The sequence below is a fragment of the Acidovorax sp. FW305-C-20-28 genome (assembly GCF_058783375.1).
Genome location: NZ_JBYSYM010000025.1, coordinates 25507 through 39547 on the forward strand (window position 1 = coordinate 25507; position 14041 = coordinate 39547).

At 70.4% G+C, this 14041-nt stretch carries 13 protein-coding genes; 9 read left to right on the forward strand and 4 right to left on the reverse strand.

What is annotated here, in order from left to right; all coding sequences use genetic code 11:
- Positions 1-2: 2 nt before the first annotated feature.
- Positions 3-560: a hypothetical protein gene (locus AC3WOH_RS24735; protein WP_492231981.1), complete on the forward strand. Its 558-nt coding sequence runs from the start codon at positions 3-5 to the stop codon at positions 558-560.
- A gap of 37 nt (positions 561-597) precedes the next feature.
- Positions 598-894 (forward strand): hypothetical protein, encoded by a 297-nt coding sequence (locus AC3WOH_RS24740; RefSeq protein WP_492231982.1) that lies wholly within the window; start codon positions 598-600, stop codon positions 892-894.
- 1 nt (position 895) lies between these two features.
- On the opposite strand, the gene AC3WOH_RS24745 is transcribed toward AC3WOH_RS24740, so the two are convergent.
- The 3 genes from AC3WOH_RS24745 to AC3WOH_RS24755 all read right to left on the reverse strand — a co-directional run bounded on the left by AC3WOH_RS24745 (position 896) and on the right by AC3WOH_RS24755 (position 3520).
- The gene (locus tag AC3WOH_RS24745; protein WP_492231983.1) at positions 896-1522 is read right to left on the reverse strand and encodes an LbetaH domain-containing protein; all 627 of its coding nucleotides are present in this window, start codon (positions 1520-1522) and stop codon (positions 896-898) included.
- Between the two features lie 23 nt (positions 1523-1545).
- Positions 1546-2373 carry a MetQ/NlpA family ABC transporter substrate-binding protein gene (locus AC3WOH_RS24750; RefSeq protein ID WP_492231984.1) on the reverse strand — a complete coding sequence of 276 codons (828 nt, stop codon included), beginning with the start codon at positions 2371-2373 and terminating at the stop codon, positions 1546-1548.
- Between the two features lie 154 nt (positions 2374-2527).
- Complete coding sequence (locus tag AC3WOH_RS24755) at positions 2528-3520, reverse strand: tripartite tricarboxylate transporter substrate binding protein (protein ID WP_492231985.1); 993 nt, start codon at positions 3518-3520, stop codon at positions 2528-2530.
- 278 nt (positions 3521-3798) lie between these two features.
- Between AC3WOH_RS24755 and AC3WOH_RS24760 the strand changes: the two genes are divergently transcribed.
- The 7 genes from AC3WOH_RS24760 to AC3WOH_RS24790 all read left to right on the forward strand — a co-directional run bounded on the left by AC3WOH_RS24760 (position 3799) and on the right by AC3WOH_RS24790 (position 13036).
- Positions 3799-6012, forward strand: coding sequence for a rhodanese-like domain-containing protein (locus AC3WOH_RS24760; RefSeq protein WP_492231986.1), 2214 nt, complete (start codon positions 3799-3801; stop codon positions 6010-6012).
- A gap of 63 nt (positions 6013-6075) precedes the next feature.
- Positions 6076-6423, forward strand: coding sequence for a hypothetical protein (locus tag AC3WOH_RS24765; protein ID WP_492231987.1), 348 nt, complete (start codon positions 6076-6078; stop codon positions 6421-6423).
- Complete coding sequence (locus tag AC3WOH_RS24770; RefSeq protein WP_492232071.1) at positions 6335-7531, forward strand: leucyl aminopeptidase family protein; 1197 nt, start codon at positions 6335-6337, stop codon at positions 7529-7531. Before AC3WOH_RS24765 ends, AC3WOH_RS24770 begins: the two co-directional genes overlap by 89 nt.
- 141 nt (positions 7532-7672) lie before the next feature.
- Complete coding sequence (locus AC3WOH_RS24775; RefSeq protein WP_492231988.1) at positions 7673-9256, forward strand: ABC transporter substrate-binding protein; 1584 nt, start codon at positions 7673-7675, stop codon at positions 9254-9256.
- Between the two features lie 12 nt (positions 9257-9268).
- Positions 9269-10234, forward strand: coding sequence for an ABC transporter permease (locus tag AC3WOH_RS24780; protein ID WP_492231989.1), 966 nt, complete (start codon positions 9269-9271; stop codon positions 10232-10234).
- A gap of 13 nt (positions 10235-10247) precedes the next feature.
- Positions 10248-11177 (forward strand): ABC transporter permease, encoded by a 930-nt coding sequence (locus AC3WOH_RS24785; RefSeq protein ID WP_492231990.1) that lies wholly within the window; start codon positions 10248-10250, stop codon positions 11175-11177.
- Positions 11174-13036, forward strand: a complete 1863-nt coding sequence (locus AC3WOH_RS24790; protein WP_492231991.1) for a dipeptide ABC transporter ATP-binding protein — start codon at positions 11174-11176, stop codon at positions 13034-13036. The genes AC3WOH_RS24785 and AC3WOH_RS24790 overlap by 4 nt, the downstream gene beginning before the upstream one ends.
- A 32-nt stretch (positions 13037-13068) precedes the next feature.
- Here AC3WOH_RS24790 and AC3WOH_RS24795 read toward each other — a convergent pair whose 3' ends face one another.
- Positions 13069-13944, reverse strand: coding sequence for an NAD(P)-dependent oxidoreductase (locus AC3WOH_RS24795; RefSeq protein WP_492231992.1), 876 nt, complete (start codon positions 13942-13944; stop codon positions 13069-13071).
- Positions 13945-14041: the final 97 nt, after the last annotated feature.

Genomic DNA, 14041 nt, shown 5'->3' on the forward strand with positions numbered 1-14041 from the left:
CGATGGGCGCCCTGGTCGCGTTCGATGCGCATGGCACCTGGGGGCGTACCCTGGTCTGCGACCACCTGATCCAGCGGCACCTGTGGGCCGTGGGCGCGGATTTCGGCCGTCTGGAGGGCGGCGATCTGCCCCTGCCTGCCGACGCGCCTGCCGGATGGCAGGCCCACCGCGCCGACGATTCCGTAGAGCGCGTCGTCTTGCCGAAGCAGGTGAGCAGTTGGCAGGCCCGCTGGCGCGGCTGGGGTCGCCACCAGGTGGCGGGCGACGGCGGGCTCGTGCTCTGGGTGGTGCAGGGCAGCCTGCTGGTCCAGCTGGAGGCCGGATCGGGCCATGCCGCCGTGCTCTGCGAGGCGAGGGAATGGCTGGCACTGCCGGCCGACCTGCCGTTCAGGCTGGATGCGGGCGAGGCGCCCGAGCTCGACCTGCTGGTATCGCCCGCGGCAGCGGCCCGCGAGCCGGTACCGGCGCGTGCCCTGGCCGGGCAACACCATGCGCTGCCCTCCCACGGTAATTTCATCGCCACCCTGCTGGAGCTGACGGGCTATGCCGAAGAAGACTAGCGGGGCCCGTGCGCGGTTTTCGGCCGGATGCGGTGCCGTGGCCCTGGCCCTTCTGGTCCTTCCCGCATGCGCCGTGACCCGGGAAGACCGCGAGGCCTGCGAAGGCTACCGGGACCTGGTGCTGGATGTTGCGAAGAAGGCCGATGCCGGGGTCAGCGAGCAGCAGATGAAGCGGCTGCTGGCCGCACAGCCGGACTTGTTGCCGATGGTGGAGCTCATCTACGAGCAGAAGGCACGGCGTTCCAACCGCAATATTGCCGCCTGGCACTATGCGGCCTGCATGGCCGACGTGAAGAAGGCGCGCCGGGCTGGCAGCGGCGGGGCCAACGGTTGATTCATGGAGTGGGGTCCTGGTCGAACAATTCCAGGCGGGCCACCACGGTGCGGGGGCGTACGATGGCCCCGGGCGCAAGCACCGCATTGGCGCCCAGCCGGGCGCCGTCGACGATCAGCGCGCCGAACTTGTGTGCACCGGTGCGGTGGAGCGTGCCATTCGCGGCCACCCGGACTTCGGGGTCCGCGCGCTCGTTGCGGAAGTTGCATACCACGCTGCCTGCTTCGAGGTTGACTCCGCTGCCGACGAGCGAGTCCCCCACGAAATTGAAGTGTGCCAACGTCGTCTGCGCGAAGAGGAACGAGGATTTGAGCTCCGTTCCCGGCCCCAGCACGCAGCCATCGCCCACCCAGTTGCAGCCCCGCAGGTAGGCGCCGGATGCCACCAGGCAGCCGGCACCCAGGATCAAAGGGCCTTTCAGCACAGCCCCCTCTTCCACCCTGGCACTGCGGTGGAGGGCGATATCGCCCTGGATGGAGAACGCATCGCCGGGCAGCGTTGCCAGCAGTGCCTGCACGATCTCCCGTGCCTGGCTGGTCCATTCCCAGGGTGCCAGGTCTCCCAGGTGCGCCAATGGGGACGACGGGAGCGCCTGGACATAGTCTGCCACCCGCAGTGCGAAGGGCATGGCGTCGGGCTGTGGTCCGCCCTTTACTTGGCGAAATAGTCCGGCAACCGGTAGCCCGCCCAGGCCGGGTTGGCCTTGAAGGCCTGCTGGAACTCGGCCGACTGGTAGGCCTGGGCGATGTCCTTGGCGAATTTGGCGTTCTCGTTGCCGCGCTTGACGGCCACCACGTTCACATAGGGCAGGGTCATGTTCTCCTGCTTGAGCGCGTCGTTCAGCTTCAGGCCCGAGGCCACGGCGAAGTTGCCCTGCACGGCGGCCAGGTCGGCGTCGGCCAGCGAGCGCGGGGCCTGGGCGGCATCGAGCGGCACCAGGCGCAGCTTCTTGCGGTTGCTGGCGATGTCGCGTTCGGACACGGTGATCGGGTTCACGTCGGGCTTGAGCTCGATCCAGCCGATGGCGGCCAGGATGTTGAGCGCACGTGCGGCGTTCACCGGGTCGGCGGGCAGGGTCACGGTGGCGCCGTCGGGCACGGCATCGAGCGTCTTGTGGCGCTGTGAGTACAGGCCCATGGGGGGCGTAGGCACGTGGATCACGGGCACCAGGTCAAAGCCCTGCTGCTTGTTGGTGGCGTTGAGGTACAGCGAGTGCTGGAAGATGTTGGCGTCGATCTGGCCGCGCTCCACCGCGTCGTTGGGCTGCACGCCCTGGCTGAACTCCACGTACTTGATGGTGTAGCCCTGCTTCTTGAGCAGCGGCTCGATGCCCTTGGTGAAGGCGTCGCGGTAGGGGCCGGGCATGAAGCCGATGCTCAGGTCGGCGGCATGGGCCACACTGGCCAGGCCGGTGAGCAGCAGCGAGGCTGCCAGGGTGCGCAGGCGAAGAAGGGTGGATGGGCGGGGATGGGAAGGCATGCAGGCAGCTCCGAAGAAGGGACGTGGGAAACGCAGGGTGGCGAACGCCTGAATCTACGGAGCACGGCCGCACGGGCCAACGAAGCTTTGTGTGCTTTCTTATGTGCTGTGGGTACAAGGACGGGGCGCCTGCCCCCGCAGGCCTGGTGCCGGGTCAGCGCAGGGTCAGCCCGGCGGTCTTGATGGCGCGCGAGTAGCGCGGCTGCTCGGCCTGCAGGCTGGCGGCCAGGTCGGCGGCGCTGCCGCCTGCGATCTTGAAGCCCAGGTCTTCGAGCTTGGCGCGCACGTCAGGCGCCTTGAGCACGGTCTGGATGTCCTGGTTGATCTTGGCCACCACCTCGGGTGGCGTGCCGGCCGGGGCGAAGTAGCCCTGCCAGCTCTCCACCGAAAAGCCGGCGGGGCCGCCGGCCTCGGCCACGGTGGGCACATCGGGCAGCGCGGCAGACCGGTAGCTGGTGGTGACGGCCAGCGCGCGCAGGCGCCCGGCGCGCACGAACTCGGTCACGGCGGCCAGCGTGATCAAGGTGGCATTGGTGTGGCCGGCCAGCACGTCCTGGGTGGCCGGGCCGCCACCGGGGTAGGGAATGTAGTTGACCTTGGCGCCGGTCTCCTGCGCCAGGATCTCGTGCGCCACATGGGCGATGCCGCCGTTGCCGGGCAGGCCCAGGCTGATGCTCTCGGGCTGGGCCTTGGCGCGTGCCAGGTAGTCGGCAAAGCTGTTCAGTCCCGTGCCGGGGTTGACCACCAGGATCTGCGGGTTGACCACGGCCTTGATCACGGGCGTGAAGGCCTTCTGCGTGTCGTAGGGCAGCTCCTTGAACAGGATGCCGTTGAGCGTGATGCCCTCGCCCTGCTGCAGCAGGGTGTAGCCGTCGGGCGCGGCCTTGGCCACGCGCGCCGCGCCGATGGTGCCGCTGGCGCCGGCCACGTTCTCCACCACCACGCTCTGGCCCCAGAGCACGCTGAGCTTTTCCGCCAGCGTGCGCGTGAGCTTGTCGGCGCTGCCGCCGGGCGCCACCGGCACGACGATGCGCACCGGCTTGGAGGGGAAGGCCTTCACGTCGGCAGCGTGGGCCACAGGGGCGTGCAGGCCGGCGAGGGCGGCGGCGGTGGCGCCCAGGGCGCGCAGGAGATGGCGTTTGTTCATGGCGGTGCAGGGTGGGTGGCGTGCAGGCGCGAGCGCCGGCAAGGGCACTGCGAGAAGGTTCTGCCACGGGGCAGAGGGCATGGATGCGAGCGTAGAAGCGCCTGCCCCTGCCGTGAACGAAGCTTTCCGAATATCGATAGTTGGGTCTGCCGGTTGCGGCGGCGGGAGCGCCTGTGCATATCCATAGGCGGTTTGCTTCCTTGCCTGGAATGCGCTCTCGCGCCTAAGGTGGGCCACCCTTTTCAACCGACCTGCCACGCCTGCGCGTGCCCCCACCCATGACACAGACCGACATCCGCCTGGACTTCAGTGGCAGCGACCTGGCCAGCCAGCGCGCCCACGCCGTCGCGGGTTTCATCCGCACCGCCCGCCGCCTGCTGCCCGACCCCACGCACCCCACGGCAGACCAGTTGCGTACGCTGGCCATTGCCTTGCAGGAGCTGGGGCTGCAGCGCACCTTGTTCCCGGCGGAGCACTTCCCCGTGTCCACCGAGCGCCCCGCGCAGGTGTACCGGCTGGCGGAGGATGTGGACGGCGGCTTCGCGCTCTATGCCTCGGCGGCATTGCCCGGCAAGTTCCAGCCGCCGCACGACCACACGACCTGGGCGCTGATCGCCGGTGTGTCGGGCAACGAGCGCAACGTGTTCTACCGGCGCACGCGCACCCATGATCCTCAGCGCGATGCCCTGACCGCGGAGCGCACGGTGGATGTGGTGCGCGGCGTTTCGGTGACGCTGGCCCCCACCGACGTGCACACCATCGAGCTCGTGGGCGACGAGCCCGGCCTGCACCTGCACTTCTACGGCCTGGCGCTGGACCGACTGCACGGCCGGGTGGTGTTCGAGGGGCTGGCGGGTGGCAGCTACCGCACCTTTGCGCCACCGGCATCCATCCACCATGCCGTCGTCTCCCCCGCGGCGCTCAAGGCTGCCGTGGCCGATGGCGAGGAGATCGCCGTGCTGGATGTGCGCGAGGCCGGCGTCTATGTGCGCCGCCACATCCTGTGGGCCGCGCCGGCCCCGCTGTGGCGGCTGGAGGGCCTGATCGATCGCCTGGTGCCGCGGCGTGGCACGCGCATCGTGCTGGTCGATGGCGACGAAGGCCTGGCCCACCAGGCGGCCGCCAAGCTGGTGCGGCTGGGCTGGACCAATGTGTCGGTGCTGCAGGGCGGCACCGATGGCTGGGAGGCTGCGGGCTACGAGATCTTCAGCGGCAGCAATGTGGCGAGCAAGGCCTTTGGCGAAGTGATCGAGGTGGAGAAGCACACGCCCACCATCGACGCCGATGCGCTGCAGCAGCGCATTGCGCGCGGCGACGATGTGGTGGTGGTGGACAGCCGCACCCCCGAAGAATTTGCCGACTTCAGCCTGCCGTTCGCGCACAGCCTGCCGGGGGCCGAACTGGTCTACCGCATCGGTGAACTTGCGCCCCACCCGCAGACGCTGGTGGTCGTCAACTGCGCAGGGCGCACGCGCAGCATCGTGGGCGCGCAGACGCTGATCGATGCGGGCATTCCCAACCCGGTGGTGTCGCTGCGTGATGGCACCATGGCCTGGCTGCTGTCGGGGCGGCCGCTGTCGCACGGCCGCACATCGCCCCTGCCGGAACCGAGCGCGCGCAACCTCGCCGAAGCCCGGGTCCGCGCCGAGCAGGTGGCAGCGCGGGCCGGCGTGCGCCGCATCGACGGGCTCGACCTGGCGTTGCTCGAAGCCACGGCCAACGAGCGCACGCTCTACCGCTTCGACGTGCGCACGCGCGAGGAATACGCCGCCGGCCACCTCGAAGGCTGGCGCTGGGCGCCGGGCGGCCAGCTGGTGCAGGCCACCGACGAATACCTGGGCACGCGCCGCGCCCGCGTGGTGCTGGCCGACTGGGACGGCGTGCGCGCGCTGACCACGGGGGCCTGGCTGGCCCAGCTCGGCGGGCTGGAGGTGCTGGTCTACAGCCCGCCTGCGGGCGCCACGGTGGTCACCGGGCCCGAGCCCGTGCGCGTGCTGCGCGCGCACCCTGCGGCGCCGGCGGTGTCACCGCGCCAGGCGGCCCAGTGGGTGCAGCAGGGGGCCCTGGTGTTCGACGTGGAGCGGCGCGCTGCCTTCGAGCGCGTGCACATCGAGGCCGCACGCTTTGCCGTGCCCGACCGGCTGCAGGAGTTCCTGGCCGATGGGCCGCCCGGGCGCACGGTGCTGCTCACCTCGTCCGACGGGGTGCTGGCCCAGAGCGTGGCGGCCGAGCTGCAGGCACGCACGGGGCGCGACGTGCGGTCCATCACGGGAGGCACCCAGGCCTGGGTGGCCGCCGGCCTGCCCATTGCGCGTGGGCCCGAGGGCGTGCTCACGGGCGAGGACGACCATTGGTTCAGCCCCTACCACCACCGCGATCCGGCGGTGCGTGATGCGGGTTTCAGGACCTACCTGGCGTGGGAGCTCGGCCTGGTCGAGCAGTTGGAGCGCGAGGGCGACATCGGCATCCGCCTGCTGCCTGTGAAGGCCTGACGCCGGTCGGCGTGCTGGCGGCTACCATTTCGGCCGCTGCCTGTTTTTCATCGCCCATCCGACATGTCCGAACCCTTCGCTTTCTTCGACGACCTTTCTTCCGATGCGGGTGCCGATGCCCCCGTGCCCCTGCACCTTCTGGAGCCGGCCGGCCTGGACGGCTTCTGGGCCACGCAGCCGACCGCCCATGCGGCCTGGGCCCAGGCCCACGGCTTTGCCGCCCAAGCAGGGCGGGCCCTGTGGCTGCCCGGTGCCGACGGCCGCCTGGCGGCCGTGCTGGTGGGCGTGGAGCCGGCTGCGCCCTTGGGCCGTGCTGGTGGGCGTGGAGCCGGCTGCGCCCTTGTGGCAACTGGCGGCGCTGCCGGCCAGCCTGCCTGCAGGGCGCTATGCCGTGGCATCCGGCGCAGATGAAGGCACGGACCTGCAGGGCTTGCGCGCCCTGGGCTGGGCCCTGGGCGCATTGGCCGTGAAGGCCGGCACCGGGCAGGGCGCCGTGCCCCGGCTCGCCGTGCCCCCTGCGGTTCGTGCCGCGGTGCAGCCCCTGGTGCATGCCGTGGCCCAGGTGCGTCGCCTCGTCAACGCGCCGCCCAATGTGCTCGGCCCCACAGAGCTGGCGGGCGAGGTGCGGGCCCTGGCCGAACGCCATGGCGCGCAGTACCGCCAATGGGTGGGCGAGGAACTGCCCGGTGCCGGCTTTGCGCTGGTGCACGCAGTGGGCCGCGCCGCGGCCGATGCCCCGCGCGTGGCCGAGCTGCAGTGGGGCGAGCCGGCCGCGCCGCGCCTGGTCATCGTGGGCAAGGGCGTGTGCTTCGACTCGGGCGGGCTGGACCTCAAGGAGCCCGCGGGCATGCGCTGGATGAAGAAGGACATGGGCGGTGCGGCCCATGCGCTGGCGCTGGCCGAACTGGTGATCGGTGCGCGTCTGCCCGTGCACCTGACGCTGGTGGTGCCCGCCGTGGAGAACGCCGTGGGCGCCGGTGCGCTGCGCCCGGGCGACGTGGTGCGCGCGGGCAATGGCACCACGGTGGAGATCGAGAACACCGATGCCGAGGGCCGGCTGATCCTGGCGGACGCCTTGCACCACGCCTTGCGGCCCGAGGCCGGCGCACTCCCGGCGCTGGCGATTGACCTGGCCACGCTCACCGGCGCGGCGCGCGTGGCACTGGGCCCGGACCTGCCCGCCTACTTCAGCAACGACGAGGCGCTGGCCCAGGCCCTGGCCGCAACGGCACAGCAGGTGGCCGACCCGGTGTGGCGCCTGCCGCTGTGGCAGCCCTACCGCTCCATGCTCAAGTCCGGCAGCGCCGACCTGGCCAATGCCGCCGGCGCGCCGCTGGCCGGCGCCATCACGGCGGCGCTGTTCCTCGAAAGCTTTGTGCCGCCGGGCACGCCCTGGCTGCACCTGGACCTGTTTGCCTGGAACCAGGAGGAGCGCCCCGGCCGCCCCAAGGGCGGCGAGGCCCAGGCCTTGCGTGCGCTGTTCGTGCTGCTGCAGCAGCGCTTTGCACCACAGGGATGAGGCCCGCCCGGCAAGCATGAACTTCGTGTTTGCTTAGCCGGTTTTCTGCTTTGCCAGGGGGGCAGGTGCCTCGGAACAATGCACGCACTGCAGGCCATCCGCGGCCTGCCACCGACTGCATTGCAAAGAGGACCTGCTTCCATGATCCGCCTCCTGGCCCTGGCCATTGCCCTGGGCACCGCCGCCCCTGTGCTGCTGCACGCCGAGACCCTGCGCTGGGCGCGCTCGGTCGACGCCTCCACGCTCGATCCGCATGCGCTCAACAACGGCCCCAACCATGCATTGCTGCACCAGGTCTACGAGCCGCTGCTCATCCGTGCGCCCGATGGCTCCTTGCAAGCCACGCTGGCCGAATCGTGGAAGCCCACGGCCGACCCCAAGGTGTGGGAGTTCCGGTTGCGCAAGGGCGTGAAGTTCCACGACGGCAGCGTGCTCACGGCCGACGACGTGGTGTTCTCGCTGCAGCGCGCCCGCGCGCCCACCTCGGACATGAAGTCGCTGCTGGTGGCCATCACCGGTGTGGCCAAGGTCGACCCGTTCACCGTGCACATCACCACGGGCGGCGGGCCCAACCCGCTGTTGCCCAGCAGCCTCACCAACATCCAGATCCTGAGCCAGGCCTGGGCCCGCGCCAACGGCGTGGAGCAGCCGCAGAATGCATCGGCCAAGGAAGAGACCTACGCCACGCGCAACGTCAATGGCACGGGGCCTTACACCCTGGTCTCGCGCGAGCCCGATGCGCGCACGGTGCTGCGCAAGTTCCCGGGCTACTGGGGGCGTGGCCAGTTTCCGCTGGGCATCGACGAGCTGGTGTACCTGCCCATCAAGGCGCCGGCCACGCGCGTGGCGGCCCTGCTCTCGGGCGAGGTGGACTTCGTGCAGGACCTGCCCATCCAGGACATCGCGCGCCTGCAGGCCGACAGCAAGCTGCGCGTGACCCAGGCGGCCGAGAATCGCACCATCTTCCTGGGCCTGAACGTGGGGGCCGAGCCGCTCAAGTACGCCGACGTGAAGGACAGGAACCCCCTGGCCGACCGCCGCGTGCGCCAGGCCTTCCAGCTGGCCATCGACCGCACGGCGCTGCAAAAGGCCGTGATGCGCGGCCTCTCGGTCCCTGCCAACATCGTCTCGCCGCCCTTCGTGCACGGCTACGACAAGGCCTTCGACGTGGTGGGCAAAGCCGACGCGGCGCAGGCGAAAAAGCTGCTGGCCGAGGCCGGCTACCCCAACGGCTTCGGCATCACCCTGCACTGCACGAACGACCGCTACATCAACGATGAGGCCATCTGCCAGGCCGTGGCGGGCTTCCTGGGCCGCGCGGGGGTCAAGGTCTCGGTGGTGGCGCGGCCGCTGGCCATCCAGTCCGCGGCCATCAACAACCAGGACACGGATTTCTACCTCTACGGCTGGGGCGTGCCGACCTACGACGCGGCCTACATCTTCGACTACCTGGTGCACACCCGGGGCAAGGCCTCGCGCGGCGCCACCAATGCCACACGCTACAGCAACCCGGATCTGGACGCGAAGATCCTCTCGCTCGCGTCCGAGGGCGACACCAAGGTGCGCGACGCCACCATCAAGGCCGTGTGGACCCAGGTGCAGAAGGACCTGGTCTACCTGCCGCTGCACCACCAGATCCAGACCTTCGCGATGGCGCGGCGTTTCGACATCCCGGTCAATCCGTCGGGCGCCATCCACTTCAAGTACTACAAGGCGGTGCGCTGAGCGCCCGGCCCCATGCTGCAACTGCTGCTGCGCCGTGCAGGCCAGTCCGTCCTGGTGCTGCTGGCCGTGTCGTTCATCGCCTTCCTGGTGTTCCGCCACATCGGCGACCCCACGGTGAGCCTGTTGGGCGAGGACGCCTCGCTGGCCGACCGGCAGGCGGTGCTGGCCGAGCTGGGGTTCGACCAGCCCGTGGCCGTGCAGTACCTGCGCTACCTGGGCCAGGTGGCGCAGGGCGAGTTCGGCATCTCCTACCGCTTGAAGCGCCCTGTGCTGGCCGTGATCGCCGAGCGCCTGCCGGCCACGCTGGAACTGGCGCTGGTGGCTGGTCTGCTGGCCGTGGGTGTCGGCGTGGCCCTGGGCGTGTACACCGCGATCCGGCGCGAGGGCTGGGCCAGCCGCGCGCTGATGTCGGTGTCGCTCGTGGGCATCTCCCTGCCCACCTTTCTCATCGGCATCGGGCTGATCTACCTGTTCGCGGTGGAGCTGCGCTGGCTGCCCTCGTTCGGCCGTGGCGACACCGTGGCGCTGGGCGGCTGGAGCACGGGCTTTCTCACGGCATCGGGTTGGGCCTCGCTGGTGCTGCCGGTGTGCACGCTGGCGCTGTTCAAGCTCACGCTCATCATGCGCCTGGTGCGCGCCGAGATGCTCGAGGCCCTGCGCAGTGACCATGTGCGCTTTGCAAAGGCGCGCGGCCTGCCCTGGCGCAGCATCCACCTGCGCCACGCGCTGCGCAACACCCTGGTGCCGGTGGTCACCATCACCGGCCTGCAGATCGGCTCGCTGATCGCCTTTGCCATCGTCACCGAGACGGTGTTCCAGTGGCCTGGCGTGGGCCTGCTCTTCATCGCCTCCATCCAGGCGGTGGACGTGCCGGTGATCGCGGCCTACCTGTTGCTGATCGCCGTGCTCTATGTCGCCATCAACACGGCGGTGGACCTGGTCTACCTGCTCGTGGACCCGCGGCTGCGCCGCCAATGAGCCCTGTTCGCACATGAGTACCTTGTTCTCCCCGCGCCGCTCCTGGCGGCGATCCGACGCCCCTGTGCTGCGTGCCCTGGCGGGTTCCCGCACCGTGCAACTGGCCCTGCTGGTGCTGCTGGCCCTGGTGCTGGCGGCCGTTTTCGCGCCCGGGCTGTCGCTGCACAACCCTTTCGACCCCTCGGTGCTGGAGCTGCTCGACGCCTTCACGCCGCCGGGCCAGGCCGGGCCCTCGGGCATGGTCTACCCCCTGGGTGCGGACGACCAGGGGCGCGATGTCTACTCGGCCATCCTGCACGGTCTGCGCAAGTCGCTGCTGGTGGGCGCTGCGGCCGTGGGGCTGTCGCTGGCCATCGGCGTGCCGCTGGGCCTGGTGGCGGGCTATGGAGGCGGCTGGTTCGATGCGCTGGTGATGCGCGTGGCTGATGTGCAGCTGACCTTCCCGGTGCTGCTGGTGGCGCTGCTCATCTTCGGCATCGCGCGCGGGCTGCTGCCCGAGGGCTACCGCGACGACATGGCGGTGTATGTGATCGTGCTCTCGCTGGGCCTGTCCGAATGGGTGCCGTACGCGCGCACCGTGCGCGGCGCCGTGCTGGTGGAAAGGCACAAGGACTACGTGCTGGCCGCGCAGCTCATCGGGCGCTCGCGCAGCGCCATCCTGGTGCTGCACATCCTGCCCAACCTGCTCGCGCCGGTGCTGGTGATCGCCACCATCAGCTTCGCGCTGTCCATCGTGGCCGAGTCCACGCTGTCCTACCTGGGCGTGGGCCTGCCGCCCACCGAGCCCTCGCTGGGCACGCTGATCCGCGTGGGCCAGGGCTTTCTGTTCTCGGGCGAGTGGTGGATCCTGTTCTTCCCGGCGCTGGTGCTGCTGGCACTGGCCCTGTCCGTCAACCTCGTGGGGGACTGGCTGCGCGATGCGCTCAACCCCAAGCTCCAATGACCGATTCCCTGCCGCCACTGCATGCCGGACTGTCCGAACCACCCACGCTGCAAGTGCGCGGCCTGGGCGTGGTGTTCGATACCTACCGCGGGCCCGTGCAGGTGCTCGATGGCGTCTCGTTCGACATCGCGCCCGGCGAGGTGCTCGGGGTGGTGGGGGAGTCGGGTGCCGGCAAGTCCATGGTGGGCAACGCCGTCATCGGCCTGGTGCCTCCGCCGGGGCGCGTCAGCGCGGGCTCGATCGTGCTGCGCGGCGAGCGCATCGACACCCTGCGCGGTGCGGACCGGCATGCGCTGCGGGGCCGGCACATCGGCATGGTGTTCCAGGATCCGCTGACCAGCCTGAACCCGGTGCTCACCATCGGCCAGCACCTGGTGGAGACGCTGCGCGTGCACCTGCCGCTCTCGGCGGCCCAGGCGCGCGAGCGGGCGCTGCAATGGCTGGCCGAGGTGGAGATCGCCGACCCCGCAACCCGCATCGACCAGTTTCCGCACCAGTTCTCGGGCGGCATGCGCCAGCGCGTGGCGATTGCCCTGGCGCTGTGCGCCGAGCCCGCGCTGCTGATCGCCGACGAGCCGACCACCGCGCTCGATGTGTCGGTGCAGGCCCAGGTGATCCGCGTGCTGCGGCGCGTGTGCCGGCAGCACGGCACGGCCGTGGTGCTCATCACCCATGACATGGGTGTGATCGCCGAGGCGGCCGACCGCGTGATGGTGATGCACCAGGGCCAGGTGCTGGAGACCGGCAGCGTGCATGCCGTGCTCAACCACCCGCGGGCGCCCTACACGCGGGCGTTGATGGGGGCCATCCCTTCGCTGCACCGGCGCGTGCGGCGCCTGCCGGTGCCCGAGGTGGGGGCGGACATCGCGGCCGCGTTTTCCGCATCGGAGCACGCCCACGGCGCGCCCGGTGCCGCGCCCCACCTGGCGCTGGTCGCCTCAGCCCCGCGGGCGGCAGCAGCCGTGGCGCCGGCGTTGGGCAAACCGCGCTCACTGGCGCCCCGCATGGTGCTGCAGGTGCAGGGTCTGTCGCGCGACTTCGATACCTCGGCCCCCTGGCTGGTGCGCACGCTTGCACGGCAGCCGCGGCGCGTGGTGCAGGCGGTGCAGAACGTGTCGTTCGACATTCCGCGCGGTACCACCTTCGGCCTGGTGGGCGAGTCGGGCTCGGGCAAGTCCACACTGGCGCGCATGGTCGCGGGTCTCACGCGCCCCACGGCGGGGCGGGTGCTCATCGACGGCATCGACCGCTGGGCCGACCGGCGCGGAGCCGACGCGCTGCGCCGGAATTTCCAGATGATCTTCCAGGACCCGTATGCCAGCCTCAACCCGCGCTGGCGCGTGGACCGCATCATTGCCGAGCCGCTGCAGGTGCTGGGCCTGAGCGCCAGCCGCGAGGAGACGCGCGAGCGCGTGGCCGATGTGCTGCGCCGCGTGCGCATGTCGCCCGACGACGGCTTGCGCTACCCGCACCAGTTCTCGGGCGGGCAGCGCCAGCGCATCGCCATCGCGCGGGCCCTGGCCAGCCGGCCCGAGTTCATCGTGTGCGACGAGCCGACCTCGTCGCTTGACGTCTCGGTGCAGGCCCAGGTGCTCAACCTGATGCGCGACCTGCAGGACGAACTGGGCCTGACCTACCTGCTCATCAGCCACAACCTGGCGGTGGTGCGCCACATGTGCGACCACGTGGGCGTGATGCAGCGCGGCCAACTGGTGGAGGTGGGGCAGGCCGATGCGGTGCTCTCCTCGCCGTGCCACCCCTATACGCGCGAGCTGATGGCTGCGGTGCCCGACATCGGGCGCATCCTGGCGCCGCCGCCTTCGCCCAGCGGGGGGCGCGTGCTGCTGTTTGCGATCTGATGCGCGCTGCGCCGGGGCGCGCGCAGGGCTCGCTACAGCGCTTGGGTGCGTTGCTCGATCGCCTGGACCACAGCCACCATGTCGGCCTGCCCGAGCCCCATGGAAGCCGTCTGCGCAAAGAGGGCATGGCACACGTCGAGCAAGGGAGACGCCACCTGGGCGTCGCGGGCCGCCTGCGCCACCAACTGGTTGTTCTTGAGCACATCGTGGATGGCGGCCTGCACTTCAAAGTCGCGCGCCACCAGCTTGGCCAGCTTCACCTGCGAGACGTTGCTGGCCATGGGGCCTGCGTCCAGCACGGAGCGAAAGAGCTCCATGTCCAGGCCCTGCCGGGCCGCAAAGTGCGAGGCCTCGCACAGGCCGGTCACCATGGTGATGAGGAACAGGTTCACCGACAGCTTCATGAGCAGCGCCGAAGGCACGGCCCCGCAGGCGAAGCTGGTGTGGCAGATGGGTGCGAGCAGGGGCTGCACGGCCGCGACGCTGGCCGCATCTCCCGCCAGCATGCCGACGAGCTGGCCCGCCTCGGCCGGTTTGCGCGAGCCCGAGACCGGTGCCTCGACATAGCGACCGCCGGCCGCAAGAATGTCCTGCTCCAGCGCCCTGGAGTAGGCCGGCGAGGTGGTTCCCATGTGCACGATGGTGCGGTCATGCACCAGTGCACCAAATGCCGGGGTACCGCGCTGCAGGGTCTCGTCCATCGCAGGTTCGTTGGCCAGCATGAGGAGGATGACCGGGGTATTCTGGAAGACCTCCGCAGCGCTGGCCGCCAGCTGTGCGCCTGCGGCGCGCAGCGGTTCGCATTTCTCCGGCGAACGGCTCCACACCCAGAGCGGGGTGCCGGCGCGGGCCAGGTTGAGGGCCATGGGCAGCCCCATGACGCCAATTCCGATGAAGCCGATGTGCATGGTGGTGGGCGCTTTCTACTTCAGTGGGGGTGGTACTGTGCAGCGCCCGTCGCTGCTTTCGCCCTGGTGGGGCGCAGCTGGCCCGGCGCTGCGCAGC